Origin of the sequence: Streptomyces sp. NPDC086080 (genome assembly GCF_044540255.1) — a bacterium.
Lineage (GTDB): Bacteria > Actinomycetota > Actinomycetes > Streptomycetales > Streptomycetaceae > Streptomyces.
The window spans coordinates 65,808-88,397 of record NZ_JBITRU010000024.1; the positions used below are offsets into that span (position 1 = coordinate 65,808).

21 protein-coding genes are annotated in these 22,590 nt (G+C 73.4%); 10 read left to right on the top strand and 11 right to left on the bottom strand.

Annotation, left to right across the window (positions count from 1 at the left end):
* The first annotated feature begins 47 nt into the window (after window positions 1-47).
* Window positions 48-755 carry a transcriptional regulator gene (locus tag ACIF9R_RS25690; RefSeq protein ID WP_399984454.1) on the top strand — a complete coding sequence of 236 codons (708 nt, stop codon included), beginning with the start codon at window positions 48-50 and terminating at the stop codon, window positions 753-755.
* 10 nt (window positions 756-765) lie between these two features.
* On the opposite strand, the gene ACIF9R_RS25695 is transcribed toward ACIF9R_RS25690, so the two are convergent.
* The 5 genes from ACIF9R_RS25695 to ACIF9R_RS25715 form a co-directional block, all read right to left on the bottom strand.
* A complete protein-coding gene (locus ACIF9R_RS25695; RefSeq protein WP_399447793.1) occupies window positions 766-1,002 on the bottom strand; it encodes a DUF6213 family protein in 237 nt (78 codons plus the stop codon).
* A 25-nt stretch (window positions 1,003-1,027) separates the two neighbouring features.
* Window positions 1,028-2,413 (bottom strand): NADP-dependent succinic semialdehyde dehydrogenase, encoded by a 1,386-nt coding sequence (locus ACIF9R_RS25700; protein WP_399984458.1) that lies wholly within the window; start codon window positions 2,411-2,413, stop codon window positions 1,028-1,030.
* Between the two features lie 77 nt (window positions 2,414-2,490).
* The gene (locus ACIF9R_RS25705) at window positions 2,491-2,955 is read right to left on the bottom strand and encodes an NUDIX domain-containing protein (protein WP_399984460.1); all 465 of its coding nucleotides are present in this window, start codon (window positions 2,953-2,955) and stop codon (window positions 2,491-2,493) included.
* Window positions 2,952-4,490 carry an ATP-dependent DNA ligase gene (locus tag ACIF9R_RS25710; protein ID WP_399984462.1) on the bottom strand — a complete coding sequence of 513 codons (1,539 nt, stop codon included), beginning with the start codon at window positions 4,488-4,490 and terminating at the stop codon, window positions 2,952-2,954. The genes ACIF9R_RS25705 and ACIF9R_RS25710 overlap by 4 nt, the downstream gene beginning before the upstream one ends.
* A 52-nt stretch (window positions 4,491-4,542) precedes the next feature.
* Window positions 4,543-5,487 carry an NAD(P)/FAD-dependent oxidoreductase gene (locus ACIF9R_RS25715; RefSeq protein ID WP_399984465.1) on the bottom strand — a complete coding sequence of 315 codons (945 nt, stop codon included), beginning with the start codon at window positions 5,485-5,487 and terminating at the stop codon, window positions 4,543-4,545.
* Between the two features lie 77 nt (window positions 5,488-5,564).
* On the opposite strand from ACIF9R_RS25715, the gene ACIF9R_RS25720 reads away from it, so the two are divergent.
* From ACIF9R_RS25720 to ACIF9R_RS25745, 6 genes are all read left to right on the top strand, one after another.
* Window positions 5,565-6,140 carry a helix-turn-helix domain-containing protein gene (locus tag ACIF9R_RS25720; protein WP_399984468.1) on the top strand — a complete coding sequence of 192 codons (576 nt, stop codon included), beginning with the start codon at window positions 5,565-5,567 and terminating at the stop codon, window positions 6,138-6,140.
* A 115-nt stretch (window positions 6,141-6,255) separates the two neighbouring features.
* Entirely contained in the window at window positions 6,256-7,233 is a 978-nt protein-coding gene (locus tag ACIF9R_RS25725) for an NADPH:quinone oxidoreductase family protein (protein ID WP_399984471.1), read from the top strand.
* A complete protein-coding gene (locus ACIF9R_RS25730; protein ID WP_399984473.1) occupies window positions 7,230-8,471 on the top strand; it encodes an acyl-CoA dehydrogenase family protein in 1,242 nt (413 codons plus the stop codon). Before ACIF9R_RS25725 ends, ACIF9R_RS25730 begins: the two co-directional genes overlap by 4 nt.
* The gene (locus tag ACIF9R_RS25735) at window positions 8,468-9,541 is read left to right on the top strand and encodes an acyl-CoA dehydrogenase family protein (RefSeq protein WP_399984475.1); all 1,074 of its coding nucleotides are present in this window, start codon (window positions 8,468-8,470) and stop codon (window positions 9,539-9,541) included. Before ACIF9R_RS25730 ends, ACIF9R_RS25735 begins: the two co-directional genes overlap by 4 nt.
* Window positions 9,542-9,721: 180 nt before the next feature.
* Entirely contained in the window at window positions 9,722-10,585 is an 864-nt protein-coding gene (locus tag ACIF9R_RS25740; protein ID WP_399984478.1) for a phosphatidylinositol-specific phospholipase C/glycerophosphodiester phosphodiesterase family protein, read from the top strand.
* 102 nt (window positions 10,586-10,687) lie between these two features.
* Window positions 10,688-10,882 (top strand): hypothetical protein, encoded by a 195-nt coding sequence (locus ACIF9R_RS25745; protein WP_215208049.1) that lies wholly within the window; start codon window positions 10,688-10,690, stop codon window positions 10,880-10,882.
* A gap of 21 nt (window positions 10,883-10,903) precedes the next feature.
* Here the strand turns inward: ACIF9R_RS25745 and ACIF9R_RS25750 are convergent, their stop codons facing one another.
* From ACIF9R_RS25750 to xylB, 3 genes are all read right to left on the bottom strand, one after another.
* The gene (locus tag ACIF9R_RS25750; protein WP_399984481.1) at window positions 10,904-11,299 is read right to left on the bottom strand and encodes a luciferase family protein; all 396 of its coding nucleotides are present in this window, start codon (window positions 11,297-11,299) and stop codon (window positions 10,904-10,906) included.
* Window positions 11,300-11,475: 176 nt separating this feature from the next.
* Window positions 11,476-12,684, bottom strand: coding sequence for an ROK family protein (locus ACIF9R_RS25755; protein WP_399984484.1), 1,209 nt, complete (start codon window positions 12,682-12,684; stop codon window positions 11,476-11,478).
* A gap of 250 nt (window positions 12,685-12,934) precedes the next feature.
* Window positions 12,935-14,380, bottom strand: a complete 1,446-nt coding sequence (gene xylB / locus ACIF9R_RS25760; RefSeq protein WP_399984486.1) for a xylulokinase — start codon at window positions 14,378-14,380, stop codon at window positions 12,935-12,937.
* Window positions 14,381-14,493: 113 nt separating this feature from the next.
* Here xylB and xylA point away from each other — a divergent pair, with 113 nt between their 5' ends.
* Window positions 14,494-15,660, top strand: a complete 1,167-nt coding sequence (gene xylA, locus ACIF9R_RS25765; RefSeq protein WP_399984488.1) for a xylose isomerase — start codon at window positions 14,494-14,496, stop codon at window positions 15,658-15,660.
* A gap of 346 nt (window positions 15,661-16,006) precedes the next feature.
* A complete protein-coding gene (locus ACIF9R_RS25770; protein WP_399984491.1) occupies window positions 16,007-16,492 on the top strand; it encodes a hypothetical protein in 486 nt (161 codons plus the stop codon).
* Window positions 16,493-16,511: 19 nt separating this feature from the next.
* Here the strand turns inward: ACIF9R_RS25770 and ACIF9R_RS25775 are convergent, their stop codons facing one another.
* Window positions 16,512-17,777 carry an SWF or SNF family helicase gene (locus tag ACIF9R_RS25775; RefSeq protein WP_399984493.1) on the bottom strand — a complete coding sequence of 422 codons (1,266 nt, stop codon included), beginning with the start codon at window positions 17,775-17,777 and terminating at the stop codon, window positions 16,512-16,514.
* Entirely contained in the window at window positions 17,774-20,701 is a 2,928-nt protein-coding gene (locus tag ACIF9R_RS25780) for a DEAD/DEAH box helicase (protein ID WP_399984496.1), read from the bottom strand. Before ACIF9R_RS25780 ends, ACIF9R_RS25775 begins: the two co-directional genes overlap by 4 nt.
* 258 nt (window positions 20,702-20,959) lie before the next feature.
* Between ACIF9R_RS25780 and ACIF9R_RS25785 the strand changes: the two genes are divergently transcribed.
* The gene (locus ACIF9R_RS25785) at window positions 20,960-21,142 is read left to right on the top strand and encodes a hypothetical protein (RefSeq protein ID WP_391791992.1); all 183 of its coding nucleotides are present in this window, start codon (window positions 20,960-20,962) and stop codon (window positions 21,140-21,142) included.
* 4 nt (window positions 21,143-21,146) lie between these two features.
* Here ACIF9R_RS25785 and ACIF9R_RS25790 read toward each other — a convergent pair whose 3' ends face one another.
* Complete coding sequence (locus tag ACIF9R_RS25790) at window positions 21,147-22,559, bottom strand: tannase/feruloyl esterase family alpha/beta hydrolase (protein WP_399984500.1); 1,413 nt, start codon at window positions 22,557-22,559, stop codon at window positions 21,147-21,149.
* Window positions 22,560-22,590: the final 31 nt, after the last annotated feature.

Sequence of the window (22,590 nt, forward strand, 5' to 3'; positions counted from 1 at the left end):
CATTCCCGGGGAACGCTCTCGCGTGGACCGACGCGACGGAGGACGCGATGACACGCACCGCCCGGGAACTGCTGGAGACGACCACCAGGGAACTCGCCCCTGACCCGCGCTCCAATCCGCTGGTCCCCCTGATCGCCCGGGGCGAGGCGGACCGCGCCGTCCTCGCCACGCTGGCCCTGGAGCAGACCTGGGTGATCCCCGCGGACCGCCGCGCCTTCCTCCACCTGGCGGACCGCGCCGACCCGCACGCGGCCGCGTACTTCACCGCACTGGCCGACGGCGAGGAACTGGCCCAGGAGCACCTGAGGACCTTCACGGCGGCATGCGGCGTGGACGAGGCGCGGACGGACGCGTACACCCCCCTGCCGGGCTGCCAGGCCTACCCCGCGTACGTCGCCTGGCTGGCCCTCAACGCCGAACCGCCGGACGTGGTCCTGGCCCTGGCGGCGAACTTCTCGGCCTGGGGCGGCTACTGCGCGACGATCGCGCAGGCCCTGCGCACCCACTACGGCTTCGGGGACGAAGCCTGCGCCTTCTTCGACTTCTTCGCACAACCGTCCCCCGACCTGGACCGCGCGGCCGTACAAGCGGCCGGGACGGGTCTGGAGGAGGGGCGCCTGAACGAGAACCGCGCACACCGGTACGCCCGCCTGCTGCAGACCTACGAGGCGCTGTTCTGGTCGACGTTGGAGGAGCACGGCCCGGGGCGCGGGGAACCGCGCGACGAGCCACCCACGGCCCGCACCCGGCCATGAGCCCCGCCTGCTACGGCGCACCCCCACTGCTGTGGGCGATGCACGCCACGTCGATGCGGTCGGCGAGTTTGGCCAGTTCGATGGTCAGCGCGGCGACCGTGTCCTCGTCGAGCCCGTCCTCCCCGGCCTCGACCAGCCGCACCCAACGCCCACCCACCGTACGCAGCAGTTTGCTGACATCGGCGGCGGACACCTGCAAGGTCCCGCGGTCGTCGACGATCAGAGGCAGAGTCACTTCGCGGTTCACAGTCGGGATCGTAACCGCGCGGGCGTCACGCACCCTGCCAAACCGTGGTGATGTTGCAGAACTCGCGGATTCCGTGCCCGGACAGCTCACGTCCGTACCCGGACCGCTTCACCCCGCCGAACGGAAACGCCGGGTGGGACGCCGTCATCCCGTTCACATACACACTGCCCGCCTCCAGGTCCCGGACGAACCGGTCGACCTCGGCCGCGTCGCGGGTCCAGACGTTGGAACTGAGCCCGAAGTCGGTGTCGTTCGCGATCAGCACCGCCTCGTCCAGGTCCGCGGCCCGGTACAGCGTGGCGACCGGTCCGAACGCCTCCTCCCGGTGGATGCGCATCTCCCGCCCGATCCCGGCCAGCACCGTCGGCGGATAGAACCAGCCGGGCCCCTCGGGGCGCTCGCCGCCGCAGTGCACGGTGGCACCGGCCCGTACGGCGTCGTCGACCAGTTCCTCCAGGTCGTCGCGGCCCCGTTCGCTCGACAGCGGCCCGACGTCCGTGTCCTCGTCCATCGGGTCGCCGACCTTCAGCGCCCTCATGCCCGCGGTGAAGCGCTCGGCGAACGCGTCGTAGACATCCGTGTGCACGATGAACCGCTTGGCGGCGATGCAGGACTGCCCCGTGTTCTGTGTCCGCGCGGTGACCGCGACCTCGGCGGCCCGGTCCAGGTCGGCCGAGGGCATGACGATGTACGGGTCGCTGCCGCCCAGTTCGAGCACCGTCTTCTTGATCATCTCCCCGGCCGTGGAGGCGACCGCGCGGCCCGCGGGCTCGCTCCCGGTGAGGGTGGCCGCCCTGATCCGTTCGTCCCGCAGGATGCCGTCGACCGCGGCGGAGCCGATGAGCAGTGTCTGGAAGCAGCCCTCGGTGAAGCCCGCGCGGTGGAAGAGGTCCTCCAGGTACAGGGCTGTCTGCGGCACGTTCGAGGCATGCTTGAGCAGTCCCACATTGCCCGCCATCAGCGCGGGCGCGGCGAACCGCACCACCTGCCACAGCGGGAAGTTCCACGGCATCACGGCGAGCACCGGGCCCAGCGGGCGGTAACGCACCAGGACCCGGGAGGCACCGGAGTCCTTCACATCGGAGGCCTCGGGTTCCTCGTCGGCGAGGAGCTCTGCCGCGTGGTCGGCGTACCAGTGCATCGCCTTGGCGCACTTCGCGGCCTCCGCGCGGGCCTGCTTGACCGGCTTGCCCATCTCCGTGGTGATCACCTGGCCGATGGTCCGCCGGTCCTCGTCGAGGAGCTCGGCGGCCCGGTGCAGCAGGCGGGCCCGCTCGTCGAACGCCGTCGTCCGGTACGTACGGAACGTGGCCTCCGCGAGCTGGAGCCGGCGTTCGACCTCCTCCTCGTCCATGGGGTGGTACGTCTTGAGGGTCTCGCCGGTCGCCGGATTCACCGTGGCGATGTGCATCGCTGACCTCCCTGGGGACGGGCTGTGCATTCCGACCTTCCCGCGCGGCGGTGGGCGGCGCAACGCGGGAGGTCTCCTCAGGGCGAGTGCTCCGCCAAGCGGTCGAGAAACGCGGCCTGCGCGGAGACGATCACTTCCCGGGCCCGGTCCAGGGCGAACCACGCGACCCGGTCCAGTTCCGGGAACTCCCGCGTCCGCCCCGACTTCGGCGGCCACTCCATCTCGAACGTGCCGGGCACGACCGTCGCCGGGTCGAGATCGGCCTCGATCGCCCACGCCGTGACCGTCTTCCCGCCGGACTGCCGGACCTCCCCGAGCAGGAGCGCCTCCCCGTCCGGCGGCGGCAGTCCCAGCTCCTCCTGGAACTCGCGCCGTGCCGCCTCCCAGGCCGGCTCGTCGGGGTCGTACTCGCCCTTCGGTACGGTCCACGCCCCGGTGTCCCGCCGGGCGAAGAACGGACCGCCCATATGACCGAGCAGCACCTCGATGCCGTCGCCGGTGCGCCGGAACAGCAGCAGTCCGGCGCTCCGGGAGCCCTTCACGGCCGTACCTCCGGGTGCGCGGCGAGCAGGGTCTCCACCGTGTCGGCCTCCTCGGACCTCTTGTCCTCGCGGTAGCGGATCACCCGGGCGAACCGCAGGGTCACACCGGCCGGATAGCGGGTGGAGCGCTGGAGACCGTCGTAGGCGATCTCGACGACGAGTTCGGGGCGCACCGTCACGACGTACCCGCTCTCCTCGACCGCCAGTTCCCGCAGCCGCCGCGTCTGCCACGCCAGCATCACGTCCGTCATTCCCTTGAAGGTCTTGCCGAGCATCGCGAATCCGCCGTCGGCCGTCCGTGCGCCCAGATGCAGATTGGAGAGCTTCCCGGTGCGGCGGCCGTGGCCCCACTCCGCGGCCAGGACCACCAGGTCGAGCGTGTGCACCGGTTTGACCTTCAGCCAGGACGCGCCGCGCCGGCCGGCGCTGTAGGGGGCGTCCAGGCCCTTCACCACGACACCCTCGTGACCGCGCCTCAGTGTCTCGGCGAGGAACTCCTCCGCCGTATCCAGGTCCTCGGGGCCCGGCACCAGGGCGCGCCGTACCCGCATCGGCTCCGGGACCAGCCGGGCCAGCTCCGCGTGCCGCCCGGTGAACGGCAGGTCCAGCAGGTCGCGGCCGTCGACGGAGAGCGCGTCGAAGAAGACCGGGGAGACCGGGACCTCCCGGGCGGCCGCGGCCACGTCCACCCGGGAGCCGACCCGTCCGGCGGTCTCCTGGAACGAGCGGGGGCGGCCGTTCTCGTCGAACGAGATCACCTCCCCGTCCAGGATGAACCGCTCGCTCCGCAACTCCCGGGCCGCCGCCGTCACTTCCGGCAGCCGGTCGGTGATGTCGTCGAGGGTACGGGTGTGCACCCGCACGGTGCCGCCGTCGCGGTGGACCTGGACGCGGATGCCGTCCAGCTTCTCCTCGACCACGCACGCCCCCAGTTTCCCCACCGCCTCCGCGACCGAGGAGGCGCTGTGCGCCAGCATCGGCAGCACCGGCCGGCCGACGGTGAGCCGGAACCGCTCCAACGCCCCGACGCCGTCCGCCAGCAGTGCTCCGGCCACCGACTGCAACGAGCCGGACAGCATCACCGCCCGCCGTACATCCGCCGGCGGCGCCCCCGTCGCCTGCGCCAGCCCTTCGACGGCGACCGCGTCCAGGGCGCCCTGCCGGACCTCACCGGTGAGCAGTCCGGAGAGGAAGCGCTGCTCGTCCCCGGTGCAGGCGCCCAGCAGTTCGCCGACCAGCCGGGCCCGCTCGGCCTGCGAGCCCGGGCCCGACACCTTGCCGAGTCCGGTGAGCAGCGCGTCGACCTCGCGCACCGTCAGGGACGGCTCGGCGGCGGGGGCGACCGGACGGCTCAGCACCTGCCGGCCCACGCCGATCCGCCCCTGCGGCAGCCGGCCCGCCAGGTACGGGATGACGATCGGCACGTCGTCCGCCTCCGCCTCCCGGAACAGCTCGGCGAGCAGAGCGATCTTCCGGGACCGCGCCGAGGTGGCGGCGACCTCCTGGGACACCCGGGCCAGGCGGGACAGCAACATGCGGCCATGGTGCTACGGAGGCGGGCGCTCCACACCCCGGCCGCCCGAACGCTTACGTGTTCACGGCGGCGTCCAGGCGGGACATGAGCAGGTCCCCGACGATCGCGGCCGCCGCGCGGTAGCCGCCACTCGCGGCGTGCACCACCTGCTCGGCGAAGCCGATCGCGTTGCCCGCCGCCCAGACACCGGGCACCGTCGTCAGCCCCGTCGGGTCGACGACCGGGTAGGCGCCGAACGGGGTCTCGTCCAGCTCGGCGCCCAGCCGCTCCAGCAGACCCGTCCGCGGCACCGGGCGGGGGCCGACGAAGAGCACCGAGCGCGCGTGCGTGCTGCCGTCGGCCAGCCGCACCCCGGTGAGCCGGTCGTCCTCGACCACCAGCTCCGCGACCTCGCCGGGCACCACGTCGACGCCCGCGGCGGCCAGCCGCCGCAGGTCCTGGTCGGACAGCTCGGCCTCGGCGACCCGGTGCAGGAAGAAGGTGACGTCCTGCGACCACTGGGACACCATCAGCGCCTGGTGCACACTCGTCGCGCTCGAGGCGAGCACCCCGAAGGGCCGGTCGCGCACCTCCCAGCCGTGGCAGAACGGACAGTGCAGCACGTCCCGCCCGAACCGCTCGGCGATCCCGGGGACCCCGGGCAGCTCGTCCTTCAGCCCGGTGGCGACGATCAGCCGCCGGGCGCGCACGGTTCCTCCCGAGCCGAGGGTGACGGTGAAGTCCCCGTCCCCGGTGACGTCCGTGACCCGGTCCCGGACGAGCTCGACGCCGTAGCGTGCGATCTCCTCCCGTCCCCGCGCCAGGAAGTCGGCCGGTGCCATTCCGTCCCGGGTCAGATAGCCCTGCATGTGCGACGAGGGCGCGTTGCGGGGCTCGCCCGCGTCGACGACGAGTGTGCGGTGCCGGGCCCTGCCCAGTACCAGAGCGGCGGAGAGCCCCGCCGCGCCGCCGCCGACGACGACCACGTCATAGATCTCGTTCCGGTCCCATGCGTTCATCGTGACCACCTCCACGACCACCGTCCCTGAGACGATGCGGCATTGACAAACAAACTTGCCGTTCCTGCAATAGCGGGATGACGACGGACGACGTTCTCGCGAATGTGGGCCCCCGGCTGCGGCGGATCAGGAAGGAGCGGGAGGTGACCCTCGCGGCGCTCTCGGAGACGACGGGCATATCCGTGAGCACCCTGTCGAGACTGGAGTCCGGGCTGCGCAGGCCCAGCCTGGAGCTGCTGCTGCCGATCGCGCAGGCCCATCAGGTGCCGCTGGACGAACTCGTCGACGCGCCGCCGGTCGGTGATCCGCGGATCCGCGCGTCCGGGCCGATCGTGCGTCACGGCCGTACCCACTGGCCGCTCACCCGCCGGCCCGGCGGGCTCCAGGCGTACAAGGTGCTCGAACCGAAGCGGCGGCTGGAACCCGACCCGCGCACGCACGAGGGTTACGAGTGGCTGTACGTGATGTCGGGGAAGCTGCGGCTGGTGCTCGGCGAGCACGACGTGGTGCTCGCGGCGGGGGAGGCGGCGGAGTTCGACACGCGGGTGCCGCACTGGTTCGGGTCGACGGGGGAGGGGCCCGTGGAGTTCCTCAGCCTGTTCGGCCCGCAGGGGGAACGGATGCACGTACGGGCGCGGCCCGGGCGGGGGTGATGCGAGGACCGCCGGGCGTGACGGACGAAACTGTTCCCCGATGGGCAAGCGACCGCTTAGTATGCGGTGGACCGGTCAGCCGGACATGACGTTCACCGTCCCGTGGAGGCCCCGCATGCAGGCATGGCAAGTGCACGAGCTCGGCGAGCCGGGCGAGGTGATGCGCCTCGCGGACGTGGCGCGGCCGACCCCCGGCGAGGGGCAGGCCCTGCTGAAGGTGCGGGCCGCCAACATCAACTTCCCGGACGCCCTGATGTGCCGGGGCCAGTACCAGGTCAGGCCCCCGCTGCCGTTCACCCCCGGTGTCGAGATCTGCGGCGAGACCGAGGACGGGCGCAGGGTGATCGCCAGCCCCGCACTGCCGTACGGCGGTTTCGCCGAGTACGCCGTCGCGGACACCGCCGCGCTGCTGCCCGCGCCGGAGGCGCTGGACGACGCCGAGGCGGCCGCGCTGCACATCGGCTATCAGACCGGCTGGTTCGGACTGCACCGCCGGGCCGCCCTGCGCGCCGGCGAGACCCTGCTCGTCCACGCCGCCGCGGGAGGGGTCGGCAGCGCGGCCGTGCAGCTCGGCAAGGCGGCGGGCGCCACCGTCATCGGGGTGGTCGGCGGTGCCGGGAAGGCGGCCGTCGCCCGCGAGCTGGGCTGCGACGTGGTGATCGACCGGCGCGAGCAGGACGTGGTGGCCGCCGTGAAGGAGGCCACCGGCGGCCGGGGCGCCGACGTGATCTACGACCCGGTCGGCGGTCAGGCCTACGCCCAGTCCGCCAAGGCCGTCGCCTTCGAGGGCCGGATCGTGGTCGTCGGCTTCGCGAGCGGAACCATTCCCAGCCCCGCCCTGAACCACGCCCTCATCAAGAACTATGCGATCCTCGGCCTGCACTGGGGCCTGTACAACACCAAGAACCCCGCGCTGGTCCGGGACTGCCACGAACGGCTCACCGATCTCGCCGCCCGGGGCGCGATCAAGCCGCTGGTCAGTGAGCGCGTCCCGCTCGCCGCGGCCGCCGACGCCGTGCAGCGGGTGGCCGACGGTGTCACCACCGGGCGCGTCGCGGTGCTGCCCTCGCCCGAGAAGGGAGCCGACGCATGAGGGACGCCGCCGAACTGCGCCGCCTCACCCGGGAGCTGCTGGCCACGCACCCGCCCACACGTCCGCCGTCACCCTCCTCGACCGACGGCCTTGCGGGCCCGCCCCACTCGTCCGCCGAGACCGCCCGTCTGGACTTCCTGCGGGCCCGCTTCGACGCCGGGCTCGCCTGGGTGCACTTCCCCGAAGGACTCGGCGGCCTCGGCGTCCCCCGCTCCCTCCAGGCCGTCGTGGACGCCGAGCTGGCGGCCGCCGGCGCGCCCGACAACGATCCGCGCCGCATCGGCATCGGCCTGGGCATGGCCGCGCCGACGATCCTCCAGTACGGCACCGAGGAGCAGAAGCGGCGTTTCCTGCGGCCCCTGTGGACCGGTGAGGAGGTCTGGTGCCAGCTGTTCAGCGAGCCGGGCGCCGGATCCGACCTGGCGGCGCTCGGCACCCGCGCCGTGCGTGAGGACGGGGGAGACTGGGTGGTCGACGGGCAGAAGGTGTGGACCTCCAGCGCCCATCTCGCCCGCTGGGCCATCCTCATCGCCCGTACCGACTCCGACGTGCCCAAGCACCGGGGCATCACCTACTTCGTCTGCGACATGACCGACCCCGGTGTCGAGGTGCGCCCGCTGCGCCAGATCACCGGCGAGGCCGAGTTCAACGAGGTGTTCCTGACCGGCGTCCGGATTCCCGACACCCACCGGCTCGGTGCGATCGGCGACGGCTGGCGGGTCGCCCGGACCACGCTCAACAACGAGCGCGTCGCCATCGGCGGCATGCGGCTGCCCCGTGAGGGCGGCATGATCGGCCCGGTCTCGAGGACCTGGCGCGAACGCCCCGAGCTGCGCACCCATGATCTGCACCAGCGGCTGCTGAGGCTCTGGGTCGAGGCCGAGGTCGCCCGGCTCGCCGGTGAACGCCTGCGCCAGCAGCTCGTCGCCGGGCAGCCAGGACCCGAGGGCGCGGGAATGAAGCTGGGCTTCGCCCGCCTGAACCAGGAGATCAGCGGCCTGGAGGTGGAACTCCGGGGCGAGGAGGGCCTGCTGTACGACGACTGGACCATGCGCCGCCCCGAACTGGTCGACTTCACCGGCCGGGACGCCGGCTACCGGTACCTCCGCTCCAAGGGCAACAGCATCGAGGGCGGGACCAGCGAGGTGCTGCTGAACATCGTCGCCGAGCGCGTCCTGGGCCTGCCGGCCGAGCCGCGCACCGACAAGGACGTCGCCTGGAAGGACCTGGCCCGATGAGTGATCTTCTGTACTCGGAGGAGGAAGAGGCGCTGCGCGCCGCCGTCCGCGCCCTGCTCGCGGACCACTGCGACGCGGCGGGCGTCATCGCGCGCACCGAGTCGGACGCCCCGCACGACATCAAGCTGTGGAAGGCGCTCACCGACGGCATGGGCCTCGCCGGTCTGCTGGTGCCGGAGGAACTGGACGGGCAGGGCGCTACGCACCGGGAAGCCGCCGTCGTGCTGGAGGAACTGGGGCGGGCGGTCGCGCCGGTGCCGTATCTGACGAGCGCGGTCGTCGCCACCGAGGCGCTGCTGGCCTGCGGCGCCGACGACCTGCTCACCGGACTCGCGTCCGCCACGGAGATCGGCGCGCTCGCCGTCGGCCTGCACACCGCGCCGGACGCCGCCTTCCGGACCGTACGCCTCGAGAACGGTGCGCTGCACGGGGAGCTGACGGGCATCGCCGACGCCGCCGTCGCCGACGTGCTGCTGGTGCCCGCGGACGACGGCGGGCTGTACGCGATCGCCGCCGCCCACGCCACGATCACCCCGCAGGTGTCCCTCGACCTCACCCGGCCGCTCGCCGCCGTCACCCTCGACGGTGCCCCGGGCCGCAGGCTGGGCGACGCGGAACCCGCCGTCCGCCGCGCCCTGCGGGCCGGCGCCGGGCTGCTGGCCTCCGAGCAACTCGGCCTCGCCGACTGGACGCTGACCGAGACCGTGCGCTACCTCAAGGAGCGCAAGCAGTTCAACCGGCCCGTCGGCGGCTTCCAGGCGCTCAAGCACCGGCTTGCCCAGTTGTGGCTGGATGTCGCCGGCCTCCGCGCCGCCGCCCGCAACGCGGCCGACGCGCTCACCGCCGGTGCGGACGCCGACATCGCGGTCACCGTCGCCCAGGCCTACGCCGCGCCCGTCGCGGTCCGCGCCGCGGAGGAGGCGCTGCAGCTGCACGGCGGCATCGGCATGACCTGGGAGCACCCGGTGCACCTCTACCTCAAGCGGGCCAAGGCCGACTCGATCGCCTACGGGACGGCGGGCGCCCATCGCGAGGCGCTCGCCGAGCTGGTCGACCTGCGCGCACCCTGACCGGCCCGACCACACCGGAGAAGCCCGTCCCCCCAGGGGCGGGCTTCTCCCGTGCCTCCCGCACCGATGAGGTGAACCCCCGACGGCGGATCGGCCAACTCCCCGCACGACACTCCTCCTTGCTCTGCCGGGACCCCATACTCGCGGGGACCCCGTACGGCATCTCCAGGGAGGCAGAGCATGGCCCTCACCACCCGTCGCAGAGCCCTCGGCACCCTCGGCGCCGCCCTCGCCGGTACCGTCGCCCTCCCCGCGGCCCCGGCCCCGGCCGGCGAACAGAGGCACCGCCCCCGCCCGTTGTGGCGCGCCCACGCCCACAACGACTACGAGCACCCCCGGCCCCTCCTCGACGCCCTCGGCCATCGCTTCGGCAGCGTCGAGGCGGACATCTATCTCGTCGACGGTCAACTCCTCGTCGCCCACGACCCCGAGGACCTCGACCCGTCCCGCACCCTCGAATCCCTCTATCTCGACCCGCTCGCCGCCCGGGTCCGCGCGAACCGCGGATCCGTGTACCGCGGGCACCGCGGGCCGTTCCAACTGCTGATCGACATCAAGACCGAGGGCACGGCCACCTACCTCGAACTCGAACGCCGACTGCGCCGCCACCGCCACCTGTTCACCACCTACGCGCACGGCAGGGTGTTCCCCGGCCCCGTCACGGCCGTCGTCTCCGGCGACCGCGCCGCCCGCGTCCCCATGGAGGCCCAACGGGTCCGCCGCGCCTTCTACGACGGCCGGCTCACCGACCTCGGCACCCCCGCACCGGCTTCCTTCGTCCCGCTCATCAGCGACAACTGGACGCTCAACTTCACCTGGCGGGGGGTCGGGGACTTTCCCTCCGCCGAGCGCGGGAGACTGCACGGCATCGTGCGCACCGCACACACGCGCGGGCAACGGGTGCGCTTCTGGGCCACCCCCGACCAGCCCGGTCCCGCCCGCGACGCGCTGTGGAGCGAACTGCTCGCGGCGGACGTCGACCACCTCAACACCGACGACCTCGCGGGGCTGGAGTCCTTCCTCGACGTCCGTCGCAGGACGTGACACCACACGTTCGGCGGACAGGTCAGCAGCCCGGACGAACCCTCCGCTACGCCACACTTGCGGCCGAACGCCGCGAAACGGATGTGGCGGAGGAGGTTGACGATGGCCGTTTCCATCTCTGTGGTGCTGTTGCTCTCGGTCCTGGCGGTGATCTTCCTGCGCAACAGCGGGCTGAAGGTCTCCCACGCGCTGGTCTGTCTGCTGCTCGGGTTCTACCTGGCAGGCACCAGCATCGCGCCCACGATCCACAGTGGCCTCACGGCGACCGCCGACATCGTCGGCGGTCTGCGGCCGTGAGGCCACTGTGCCGACCGTCGCTCAGCGGCCGGCCGCCACGTCCCGCGGCAGCACGGCCACGCGGTGGAAGTTGCACCCGGACGACGTCGGCGACGCGGACGGGGGCCGGTTCTGGTGTGCCTTCAGGGCGACGCTCACCAGGCTCAGCAGCAGGTCCACGTCCGTGGCGCAGTCCAGATGCACCGTCACCCAGCAGGAACCGGGGATCAGCCTGATCGCGCTCGATCCCCCCAGGTCGTAGTGGAAACGCTGGATCGCGCGGTGGGTGAGGTGGAGGTCCACGTCCCGCGCGGAGTGGAAGTGGAGGATCTCGTCACGGGTGGTACGAAGCGCCTGGCCCGTGCCGCATCCGGCCGGACAGGACGAAAGGTCGGACCAGGTGAGCAGTTGCTCCATGGCTCGCTGTGCCGGTGTCATGCCCTCATGGTTGCCTGCTCAACCTCCGTACACCATGAGTTGGACGTTCCGTAATCGAGCGGTGAGGTGGCCGAGCGGCCGAAGTCCCGGTGGCCGCGGGCTGCTGACATGAGATCAGGTGGTGTCGGCCTGCCCGCCGGGCGCGCGGGGGTGACGCGGCGCCCGGGGACCGCGGGTCAGACCCGCTCCGCCACGGCCGCCGGATCGTCCAGGATCCCCCGGACCACCGAGTGCGCCGCGCCCAGCAGCGGGCCCTCGGGGCCCAGCGCGGACACGGAGACGGGGCAGGCCGGTCCCGCGGTACGGCGGGCCAGCTCGGACCGCAGGGAAGGCAGCAGCCACGGCGCGAGCCCGGACAGGGCTCCGCCCAGCACCACGCTCTGAGGGTCCAGCAGATTCACCGCCCCGGTCAGAGCGATCCCGAGGGCCGTCCCCGCGTCGTGCAGGGCACGTCGTACGCCCGCGTCCCCCTGCCCGGCGCGGCCGGCGAGGAGACCGACGCGGTCCTCGCCCGGCTCCAGCCCGGCGGCGCGCAGCACCGCCTCCTCGCCGGCGTACTGCTCCAGGCAGCCCCGTCCGCCACAGGCGCACGCCGGCCCGTCGGGCCACACCGGTACATGACCCAACTCGCCCGCGAAGCCGCGGTTTCCGTGCAGCAGTCGTCCGTCCACCACAATGGCGGCACCGATACCGATCTCGGCCGACACGTGGAGGAAGTCGCGCGGGGTGTCCTCCCCGAGCCACAGTTCCGCCAGCGCGCCGAAGTTGGCCTCGTTGGCCACGGTGAGCGGGAACCGCGCGGGAAGCAGATCACCGAGGTCCCTGTCGAGCCAGCCGAGGTTCGGGGCGCGTACGACGGTCCGGGCGTCGCGGGCCACCAGACCCGGGACGGCGACGGCCAGACCCGCCGGCCACAGTCCCTCGCCCTCGGTCCCGGCGAGGACCCGGTGGATCAGCTCGGTGAGTTCCCCGAGGACGGGCTCGGGGGAGCGGTCCCGGTTCGGCACGTGCCGAACCGCCCGCGCCCTGACCCGGCCGCGCAGATCGACCGCGCAGACCGCGAGATGGTCGACGCCGACCTCGGCGCCGATCCCCGCCGGACCGTGCCCGCTGACGGCGAGGGCCGAACCGGGACGGCCCACGCGTCCGGGCCGCTCGGGTCCCAGTTCCTCCAGCAGACCGGAACGGATGAGCTCGTCGACCAGTGTGGACACCGCCGCGCGGGTCAGGCCGATGCGTGAGGCGACGGCGGCCCGGGACAGCGGCCCCTCCGCGCTCACGGTGTGCATCACCCGCGCGAGATTGCGGCGGCGCATGCCCTGCTGGGTGTCGGGCAGTGCGCGTCCCGGGCCGGCCGGCCGGGTCTTGTGCGGCGGTGCGCTCATTCCTCCGTCGTTCCTCGGTCTCTGCTGTCGTCGGTGCGCTGTCCGTCGCCCCCGCCGTCCGGTCCCGCGCCTGCGGACCGGAAGCGCCCGGCCCGTTTCCGTGGGCCGCAGCCCGTGGTCCGGTGCCGGCCGGTCGCTCCGGCGGGGCCGTACCTGCCGGTCCGCGTCCGCCGGCCGGTCCGCGTCCGCCCGCCGGCGTCGGGCCGTCGGGCGGGGCACGGACAGCCGGCGGACGCGCCGGCCGGTGCCGTCAGTCGGTGTCCGGGGCCCGCTCCAGCAGCGGGGCCGCGTCGGAGAGTACCCCGGCCAGCCTGGACAGGGTCTCCTCGTCCCGCTCCACCGTCTCCAGCACCGGCCCCGCGGCCGTGTTCCAGCGCCGGGCGACCGCCGCCGGGTCCTCACCGGTGAGCAGACCGGCGGCCTGCGCCGCCGCACCGAGCGCGACCAGTTCCCTGGCCTCGGGCACCTGTACGGGCCGCCCCGACAGCCGCCGTACGGTCTGCTGCCAGGCCGTTCCCCGGGCGCCGCCTCCGATCAGCAGCAGGGGCGCCGACGGGTCGGCGTCCTCGTCGAGGACGAGGTCCAGCGCGGCCAGCAGGGAGTAGACGGCGCCGTCGTAGGCGGCCTGGAGCAGCTGGCCCCCGGTGGTGTCGTGCCGCAGGCCGTGCAGCAGGCCGGAGGAGTGGGGGAGATTCGGGGTGCGTTCGCCGTCCAGGAAGGGCAGCAGGGTCACGCCCCGGCCGGTTTCGACGGCCTCGCGGTCCAGACCCAGCAGGGCCGCGACCCGGTCCACGGCGAGTGTGCAGTTGAGGGTGCAGGCCAGGGGCAGCCAGTCGCCGCGCGCGTCGGCGAAGCCCGCCACCGTACCGGTCGGGTCGGCCTGCCGGTGCCGGGAGACGGCGTACACGGTGCCCGAGGTGCCGAGGCTCATCACAGGGGTGCCGGGGCGCACCCCGAGACCCAGTGCGGCGGCGGCGTTGTCGCCGGTGCCGCAGGCCACCAGGGTGCCCTTGGAGAACGGCAGGTCGTGGCCGTCGCGCACGGTCCCGGCGACCTCGCCGGGCCGCACCACGCGCGGCAGCAGCGCCGGGTCGAGGCCCACACGCGCGAGGATCTCCTCGTCGTACGCCTCCGTCCCGGACGCCCACCATCCGGTCCCGGAGGCGTCGCCGCGGTCGGTCGTGCCCTCACCGGTGAGCCGCTCGGTGAGGTAGTCGTGGGGGAGCCGGACCGCTCTGGTGGCGCGTACCGCGTCCGGCTCGTGTTCCGCCAGCCACGCCCACTTGGTGACCGTGAAGGAGGCCGTCGGCACGCTGCCGGTGCGCTCGGCCCAGAATTTCGCGCCGCCCAGCTCCTCGACCAGCCGGGCGGCCTGCGGCGCGGAACGAACGTCGTTCCACAGCAGCGCCGGACGGACCGGATCCCCCTGCCCGTCCAGGGTCACCAGGCCGTGCTGCTGCCCGCCGATCGACACCGCGGCGGCCTCGTGCGCCGCCTCGCCGCACTGGCGCAGCGCCTCGGACAGAGCGTCCCACCACTGGCGCGGATCACTCTCCCGGCCGGGCCCCGAGGTCACCGTGTGCGGCGCCTGGCCGCTCGCGACGACCCTGCCGGTCGCCACATCGACGACCAGGGCCTTGGTGGACTGGGTGGATGTGTCCACGCCGACCACGAGCGGACCCTCGGCTGCTGACATCGGTCTCTCCCTCTTCCGCGCCGTGGCGGGTGTCTCTCTTCCCAGAAATGTTCCTGCATACTAATTTGTAAACCGCCATGACGAAATAGTCTCAGCGAGCAAGGAGCCGCGGCATGAACTACCAGCCCACCCCCGAGGACAAGTTCACCTTCGGCCTGTGGACCGTCGGCTGGCAGGGACGGGACCCCTTCGGCGACGCCACGCGGAGCGCCCTGGACCCGGCCGAGTCGGTCCGGCGCCTGGCCGAGCTGGGCGCTCACGGCGTGACCTTCCACGACGACGACCTCATCCCCTTCGGCTCGAGCGACAGCGAGCGCGAGGAGCACATCAAGCGGTTCCGGCAGGCGCTGGACGACACCGGCATGAAGGTGCCGATGGCCACCACCAACCTGTTCACCCACCCGGTGTTCAAGGACGGCGGTTTCACCGCCAACGACCGCGACGTGCGCCGCTACGCGCTGCGCAAGACCATCCGCAACATCGACCTCGCGGTCGAGCTCGGCGCGCAGACCTATGTCGCCTGGGGCGGCCGTGAGGGCGCCGAGTCCGGTGCCGCCAAGGACGTCCGTGTCGCCCTCGACCGGATGAAGGAGGCCTTCGACCTGCTCGGCGAGTACGTCACCTCCCAGGGCTACGACATCCGCTTCGCCATCGAGCCCAAGCCGAACGAGCCGCGCGGCGACATCCTGCTGCCCACCATCGGCCACGCCCTGGCGTTCATCGAGCGCCTCGAGCGGCCTGAGCTGTACGGCGTGAACCCGGAGGTCGGCCACGAGCAGATGGCCGGGCTCAACTTCCCGCACGGCATCGCGCAGGCGCTGTGGGCGGGCAAGCTGTTCCACATCGACCTCAACGGCCAGTCCGGGATCAAGTACGACCAGGACCTCCGCTTCGGCGCGGGCGATCTGCGTGCCGCGTTCTGGCTGGTGGACCTGCTGGAGACGGCCGGGTACGAGGGCCCGCGGCACTTCGACTTCAAGCCGCCGCGGACCGAGGACTTCGACGGAGTGTGGGCCTCGGCGGCCGGCTGCATGCGCAACTACCTGATCCTCAAGGAGCGCGCGGCGGCCTTCCGCGCGGACCCGGAGGTGCAGGAGGCGCTGCGCGCGGCCCGTCTGGACGAGCTGGCGCAGCCCACGGCGGCCGACGGCCTCCAGTCGCTGCTCGGCGACCGGTCCGCCTTCGAGGACTTCGACCCGGACGCGGCCGCCGCCCGGGGCATGGCGTTCGAGCGTCTCGACCAGCTGGCGATGGACCACCTGCTGGGCGCCCGGGGCTGAACCTCCCACCGCGCGGGGCGCGGCCGACCCGGGCGTGTCCGGGACGGCCGCGCCCCGTGCTGTCCCCGGAAGGGATGCCGCCCCCGCACAGGGGCGGCACGGCCGTGTCCCCGTGCGCACGGCTCGGCCGCCGCACGGCCGTGTCCCCGCGCGCACGGCTCGGCCCCTGCACGCCGGACACGGAAACGGCCCCGGACGCGCCCGTTCACGCTCTCACGCGCCGTGCGCACGCCGCGTGCTCTCCGCGCGGAGTACGCCACCCTCATGGCACGGAAGGTCCGACCGCGTCTCAACTTCCGCACGGCGCCCTCGCGCGGGCACCGTGTCCACGGCGACCATGGTGCGTATGGCCATGCCACCCGTACCGCCTCAGCAGCCGCCCGGCCCGCCGGAGGACACACCGCCGCCCCCGGGCGGCGGCTTCGGCCCGCCCCCGTACGGGGGCGCGCCTCCGCCCGCGCCTCCGTCGCCCGCGGACCACGGCGGCGGTCCCGGACGCGGCCCCGGCGGACGCAGGCCCCTGCTGATCCTGCTCGCCGTGATGGTGGCCGTCGCGGCCGTCTCCCTCATCGTGCTCATGGCCTCGGAGGGCGACGATTCACCGGACAAGGAGCCCAGTGGGACGACCACGGGCCCCGGCGGACTTCCCAGTGAGCTGCCCTCCGCTCTTCCCACCGCTCTGCCCTCGGGCTTCCCCACCGCGCTCCCCTCCGGTCTTCCGACCGAACTGCCCTCGGGTTTCCCCACCGGACTGCCGAGCGGGGTGCCCAGCAACCTCCCGAGCGGCCTGGAGTCGCTGCTGCCGTCCCTGGGGGCCGCCGCACTGCCCTGACGCGGACGGGGGCGGAGCGTCACTCCCCGTCGGCGCGCTCCGCCGAGGCCAGAGCGGTCGCCGGGTCCTGGGCGGGGCCACCCGCCGGAACCCAGCGGCCGCACTCCTTCCGGTACGGCCACCAGCGGCCGTCGCGCCCAAGACGCAGCTGCACGGGAGCGTCGACGACCGTCCAGTGGTTGGCGCGGGCCCGGAGAGCCGGCCGTTCGTCCCCGTCCCAGGCGGAATCCAGGGCGGCACGCGCGCGTGCGAGGCTGTCCCCGCGCACCGTCCACTCCTCGTCGAGCACGGCCAGTGCCGCCGCGCCGCCGTGCCGCCAGGCACGGACCGCCACGGCCAGGTCGTCCCGGCCGCGCCCCGACCCCTCGGCGAGCCGGTCCGCCACCACGCCGGCGGGCTCACCGGCGGCCAGCCGTACGGCGTCCCGGGACACCGTCGTCTCCGGCTCCCCCACCTGCCCGTCCCGCAGCACCCGCGCCAGCAGCCGGTGGGCCCGCGCGGCGGTCCGGGCGGCCAGGAACTCCAGCGCGGACGGGTCGATGCCCTCCGCCGGTCCGTCCTCCGTGTCGAGCGACGGCGGAACCCCGGGCTCCGCGGGAAGCACCGGAGGGCCGGGAAGCGACGGCAGGATGTCCCCGGTCGCATACGCCTCGGCCGCGTCCACGCCCTGCGCACCGTCCTCCGCGGGCTGCCCGGCGGACGCGTCGCCGTGCGCCCGGAGCGCGTCCAGCAGGGCGCGTTCGCCCCGCCCCCGCAGCAGGAGCAGGACGAACGGGTCCTGGTCCAGCAGCCGGGCCAGCTGGTAGCACAGCGCCGCCGTGTGACCGCAGTGGTCCCAGGCCCCGCAGTCGCACTCCGGTTCGAGATCTCCGAGGCCGGGCAGCAGCTCGACGCCGGCCGACTCCGCGTCCTCGACCAGATGCGTGGGCATGTCGCGGTCGAGCAGCGCCGCGACATGCCCGGCCCGCTCCACGGCCACGGCCAGGAACCGGTCCCACTGGTCCCCGGACAGCTCCTGCAACAGGACATCCGCGCGGTGCCTCGTGCTGTCCCGGTCCTGTACGACCGCGGTGATGCGGCCGGGCCGCACCGACACCGCGCCGACCGCTCCCGCGCGGGCGAGCCGGCGGCCCGCCTTGAGCTGCCCGGAGTCCAGGGCCGTGCCCTCCAGCGCGGTCAGCCAGGCCCGGCCCCACCAGGTCCGCGCGAAACCACGGCCCTGGGAGGGCGGCAGCGCGGCGAAGGTGCGTTCCCCGCCGGCCTCGTCACCGTCGTACGCGTTCATCGCGATCCCCCTCGCAGTGCGACCAGCTCCGCCAGCTCGGCGTCCGTCAGCTCGGTGAGCGCCGCCTCGCCGGAGCCGAGCACGGCGTCGGCCAGCTTGCGCTTGCGCACCAGCAGCTCGGCGATGCGGTCCTCGACGGTCCCCTCGGCGATGATGCGGTGCACCTGAACCGGCCGTGTCTGGCCGATGCGGTACGCCCGGTCCGTCGCCTGCGCCTCGACGGCCGGGTTCCACCAGCGGTCGTAGTGCACGACATGCTCCGCGCGGGTGAGGTTCAGCCCGGTGCCCGCCGCCTTCAACGACAGCAGGAACACCGGCACCTCGCCGTCCTGGAAGCGGCGCACCATCGCCTCGCGTGCGGGGACCGTCGTGCCGCCGTGCAGCAACTGGGCCGGGACGCCCCGCGCGGCCAGATGCCGTTTGAGCAGCCGGGCCATCCGCACGTACTGGGTGAACACCAGGACGCCGGTCCCTCCGGTGAGGACCGTGTCGAGGAGTTCGTCCAGCAGCTCCAGCTTCCCGGACCGTCCGGCGATCACCGGCCGCTCCTCCTTGAGGAACTGCGCCGGGTGGTTGCAGATCTGCTTCAGGCCGGTGAGCAGCTTCACGATCATGCCGCGCCGCGCCATGCTGTCGGCGCCCGGGATCTCTGCCAGCGCCTCGCGCACCACGGCCTCGTACAGCGCCGTCTGCTCCGGGGTGAGCGACACCGCGTGATCGGTCTCCGTCTTCGGCGGCAGCTCGGGCGCGATTCCCGGATCCGACTTCCGGCGACGCAGCAGGAACGGGCGTACCAGGCGGGCCAGCCGGTCCGCGGCGGCCGGATCCCGTCCGCTCTCGACGGCGGCCGCGTACCGTGTCCGGAAGGTGCCGAGCCGGCCCAGCAGTCCGGGCGTCGTCCAGTCCAGGATCGCCCACAGCTCCGACAGGTTGTTCTCCACCGGTGTGCCGGTGAGCGCCACGCGCGCGGGTGCGCCGATGGAACGCAGCTGCCGGGCCGTCGACGCGTACGGGTTCTTCACGTGCTGGGCCTCGTCGGCGACGACCATGCCCCAGGGGACGCCGCCCAGCCGGGCGGCGTCCAGCCGCATGGTGCCGTACGTGGTGAGCACGACCTCGCCGCCGAGGAGATCGTCCAGCGACCGGCGGGCGCCGTGGAAGCGGCGTACGGCGGTGCCGGGCGCGAAGCGTTCGATCTCACGCTGCCAGTTGGCCATCAGGGAGGTGGGGCACACCACTAGGGTGGGCCCCGCCGACGCGGGATCGGTCTGGCGGTGCAGATGGAGCGCGATCAGGGTGACGGTCTTGCCCAGGCCCATGTCGTCGGCGAGGCAGCAGCCCAGGCCCAGGGACGTCATCCGGACCAGCCAGTCGAGGCCGAGCCGCTGGTAGTCGCGCAGGGTGGCGGCGAGGGCGGCGGGCTGCGCTACCGGTTCCTGGGCCTCTGGGTCCGCCAGCTCGTCCCGCAGAGCCGCCAGCCACCCGGTGGGCCGCACCTCGATCCGGTCCCCGTCCGCCTCCACGGATCCCGTGAGTGCCGCGCCGAGCGCGTCGACGGGGGTGATCCGGTGTTTCCGGCGGGCGCGGGCCCTGGCCAGTTCCCGGGGGTCGATCAGCATCCACTGGTCGCGGAGCCGTACGAGAGGACGGTTCAGCTCGGCCAGCCGGTCGAGCTCCTCGCGCGTGAGGCTCCGGTCGCCCAGCGCGAACGACCAGTCGAACGTGAGCAGCGCGTCGGCGGACAGGAACGACAATCCTTCCGCGAAGCCGGCCCTCGCGGGCTCCGGCCGGTCGTCGTCGGCGGGACCGACCTCCGCGCGGGTGGTGAGTGCGCGGACGAGTTCCCTGGGCCAGTGGACGTCGACGCCCGAGGCGGCGAGTGCCCGGCCGCCTTCGCCGAGGAGATCGGTGATCTCCTCCTCCACGAGGTCGACCGCGTCCGGCACGGCCGACGACAGCAGGGGCGTCAGTGGTGCCCAGGCCCGCGCCGCGCGACGCAGCGCGAGCAGGGCGTTCATCGGCGCGGAGGAGTCGAAGGCCCCACCCGCCCTCCCGGACCACACGTCGGCGGCGTCCGCGACGAGCGCGGGATCGCTCACACCGTGCATCTGCAGGACGGCCCGGAACGACACGTCCGCGGTCTCGGGCGTGCTGCCGGGCGGGTCGCCGGACGCGTCGTCCGTCCTGTCGGGGAGTCCGTTCACCTCGATCCGCAGCGACAGCCGTACGCCCGCGTCGTGGCCCGCGGCGACACCGGCGGCCCAGGGCCGCAGTCCTGGCAGCCGCTGGGGCTCCGGAACCGCGAAGGCCGCGGTTCCGGTGACCAGGCGGGCGGCGGGGGAGCGGGGGAGGGTGTCGGCCACGGCGTCGAGGAAGGCGTGCAGCAGCCGTTCGGGATCGGGCAGACGCCAGGGACCGGTGCTGTCGGTGCCTTCCAGGGGCACCGCGTGCGCCTCGGGCGGCATCGCGGCGGCGAGCCGCCGGATCGCCTCGACGTCCGCGGCGTCCAGCGGGCCGACACGCCAGACGTCGTGGTCGGCGGGGGACAGCCCGGGCAGCAGCAGACCGCGCGCCACCAACTGGAGGGCGTGGAGGGCGGCGACACCCCAGAACCGGGCGGCCCGGTGCCCGCCGGCTGCGGCCCGCGCCCGCGCGAGGACCGCGAGCGCGGTGTCCACCGGCAGCAGGGCGGCCGGCACCCGCACGGCGTCGACGCCGTCGTCGCCGGGCACCACGACGGTCAGGTGCGCGGCCGACTCCGGATCCACGGCCGGAGGAACGGAACCGTCCGGGTGCCAGAAGGCGACCCGGCCGGTGCGGGCGGGGTCACCGGGGATGAATACGGCAGAGCAGTGGATCAGTTCGGAGAGCGCGGAGGCCGAAGCCCGGGGAGTCGTCTGTGCGGCGATGACGGGAGTCCTCAAACTTGACTAGTGGAGCCGGAGCCGTCGAGGGTACAACAGGAGCAGCGGCGACCGGGTATGCGTGCGCTGTGAGCCGAGTCACCATGAAAGACGCGTCGTGCGCCTTCGCGGGACCTGTCGTCAGCGGCTTCCGACGGGTCCGGGGAGACCCTGAGGTCCGATCTCAGGGAAGTCTCAGGGGCGCGGTCCGGAACCGCCGGAAGGGCGGGCCCGTTTTCACGACAGAGAGCGGCAGTGGCCGCGAAGGAGGCGACACTCATGTCGAAGAACGCCAAGATTGCCGCAGGGGGTGTGGCGGCCGGACTGATCCTGCTCATCTGGCTGCCCTGGTGGGCCGCGCTTCTGATCATCCTGGGAGTCCCGGCCGCCGCCTATCTCACCCTCGATCCCGCCCAGCGGCGCAGGCTGCGCCGCGTTTCGCGCAAGGAGTTGGGCCGCTGAGGCGCTACCGCGTCACTGCCTCGCCGGCGTCCAGCGCGCAGAAGTCGACCACATCGCCGTCCGCGGGCCTTTCGATCGTCCGGTCCGCGGGCGGCGTGACCCCGCGCTCCACCCAGGCGACCAGAGCGTCGAACGCGGAGCGGTAACAGGGCAGGATCGGCCGCAACCGGTCCGGATGGACGTCGTACAGGCCGTCGACGTGGGTGCCGTCCCGCACCGTGTAGTAGCGGTGCAGCCGCCCCCGTCCGCTCGACTCGATCATGTCGTCGTACACATCGGAGTCGACGGCCTTGGGCAGCAGCGCGTCCAGATCACCGTGGAGGGTGATCAGGGGCCGGCCGATCCGCCCGGTGAGCGCCACCCGGTTCACGGCCCGGTGCACGGAGGCGGGGCGCGAGGCGTAGTCGTAGACGGCGTCGGAGGGACAGGGTGCGAGGATCTGCTCAGGTGTCGACCCCGCGGAGGAACCGGGGCAGTCCGGGTCGTAGGCCGGGTCGAACTCGGCCCGGTAGATCTTCTGCGTGATGCCCCAGTACGCCTTCTCGTGGTACGGCCACAGGAACTCGGACCCGCGCGCGAAGCCCGCCGCGTACATGTCGTCGTCGGTCGCCCTGCCGAACGTCCTGGCCACCGCCACCGGCAGGGAGGTCAGCGGCTGCCGGCCTCCGCCGGCCCACAAGCCGCCCTCCCAGTCCACTCCGCCGTCGTACAGCTCCGGGTGGTTCTCCAGCTGCCAGCGCGTGAGGTAACCGCCGTTGGACACCCCGGTCATGTAGGTACGGCGCGGGGCGTGCCCGTAGCGCTGCGCCACGGCACGTCGCGCCGCCCGGGTCAGCTGTGTGGTCCGCGCGTTCCACTCGGCGACCGCGTCACCGGGCCGCACGCCGTCGCGATAGAAGTCGACGCCGCTGTTTCCCTTGTCGGTCGCCGCGTAGGCGTAGCCCTGTGCCAGCACCCGGTCGGAGATCGCCCCGTCGGTCGCGTACTGCCTGCGGTTGCCGGGCGCGCCGGTGACCACCAGCCCACCGTTCCAGCGGTCGGGCAGCCGGATCACGAACTGTGCGTCGTGCGCCCAGCCATGGGTGTCGTTGAAGCGGGAGGAGTCCGGGAAGTAGCCGTCGATCTGCACCCCGGGCACGCCGGACGGCGACCGGGTGGCCGCGGCGGTCAGCCCTGCCTGGTCCGCCATGTCGGTGTACGGGGTACCGGCCAGACCCGTGGTGGTCAGATCGGCCAGGCAGGCAGTGCGCTGATGCGCGGCGCCGGGCACGCGCACCCGCTCCTGACGCGCGCAGTGACCGTCCCCGGCCGCACCGGCCGCACCGGTCGCACCGGTCGCACCGGCCGGAGCCGGAGCGGTGAGGGCGGCCGCGGCGAGGAGGGCGGTGAGCAGCGGAAAGCCACGGGAGGGGCGCATGACGGCCTCCGAAGGGACAGGCGGGCAAAGG

Bases quoted from the DNA above. Each gene is read 5' to 3' on its own strand.
- ACIF9R_RS25690 (WP_399984454.1), top strand. From the start codon at position 48: ATGACACGCACCGCCCGGGAACTGCTGGAGACGACCACCAGGGAACTC.
- ACIF9R_RS25700 (WP_399984458.1), bottom strand. From the start codon at position 2,413: ATGCACATCGCCACGGTGAATCCGGCGACCGGCGAGACCCTCAAGACG.
- ACIF9R_RS25710 (WP_399984462.1), bottom strand. From the start codon at position 4,490: ATGTTGCTGTCCCGCCTGGCCCGGGTGTCCCAGGAGGTCGCCGCCACC.
- ACIF9R_RS25715 (WP_399984465.1), bottom strand. From the start codon at position 5,487: ATGAACGCATGGGACCGGAACGAGATCTATGACGTGGTCGTCGTCGGC.
- ACIF9R_RS25720 (WP_399984468.1), top strand. From the start codon at position 5,565: ATGACGACGGACGACGTTCTCGCGAATGTGGGCCCCCGGCTGCGGCGG.
- ACIF9R_RS25725 (WP_399984471.1), top strand. From the start codon at position 6,256: ATGCAGGCATGGCAAGTGCACGAGCTCGGCGAGCCGGGCGAGGTGATG.
- ACIF9R_RS25730 (WP_399984473.1), top strand. From the start codon at position 7,230: ATGAGGGACGCCGCCGAACTGCGCCGCCTCACCCGGGAGCTGCTGGCC.
- ACIF9R_RS25735 (WP_399984475.1), top strand. From the start codon at position 8,468: ATGAGTGATCTTCTGTACTCGGAGGAGGAAGAGGCGCTGCGCGCCGCC.
- ACIF9R_RS25740 (WP_399984478.1), top strand. From the start codon at position 9,722: ATGGCCCTCACCACCCGTCGCAGAGCCCTCGGCACCCTCGGCGCCGCC.
- ACIF9R_RS25745 (WP_215208049.1), top strand. From the start codon at position 10,688: ATGGCCGTTTCCATCTCTGTGGTGCTGTTGCTCTCGGTCCTGGCGGTG.
- ACIF9R_RS25750 (WP_399984481.1), bottom strand. From the start codon at position 11,299: ATGACACCGGCACAGCGAGCCATGGAGCAACTGCTCACCTGGTCCGAC.
- ACIF9R_RS25755 (WP_399984484.1), bottom strand. From the start codon at position 12,684: ATGAGCGCACCGCCGCACAAGACCCGGCCGGCCGGCCCGGGACGCGCA.
- xylB (WP_399984486.1), bottom strand. From the start codon at position 14,380: ATGTCAGCAGCCGAGGGTCCGCTCGTGGTCGGCGTGGACACATCCACC.
- xylA (WP_399984488.1), top strand. From the start codon at position 14,494: ATGAACTACCAGCCCACCCCCGAGGACAAGTTCACCTTCGGCCTGTGG.
- ACIF9R_RS25770 (WP_399984491.1), top strand. From the start codon at position 16,007: ATGGCCATGCCACCCGTACCGCCTCAGCAGCCGCCCGGCCCGCCGGAG.
- ACIF9R_RS25775 (WP_399984493.1), bottom strand. From the start codon at position 17,777: ATGAACGCGTACGACGGTGACGAGGCCGGCGGGGAACGCACCTTCGCC.
- ACIF9R_RS25785 (WP_391791992.1), top strand. From the start codon at position 20,960: ATGTCGAAGAACGCCAAGATTGCCGCAGGGGGTGTGGCGGCCGGACTG.
- ACIF9R_RS25790 (WP_399984500.1), bottom strand. From the start codon at position 22,559: ATGCGCCCCTCCCGTGGCTTTCCGCTGCTCACCGCCCTCCTCGCCGCG.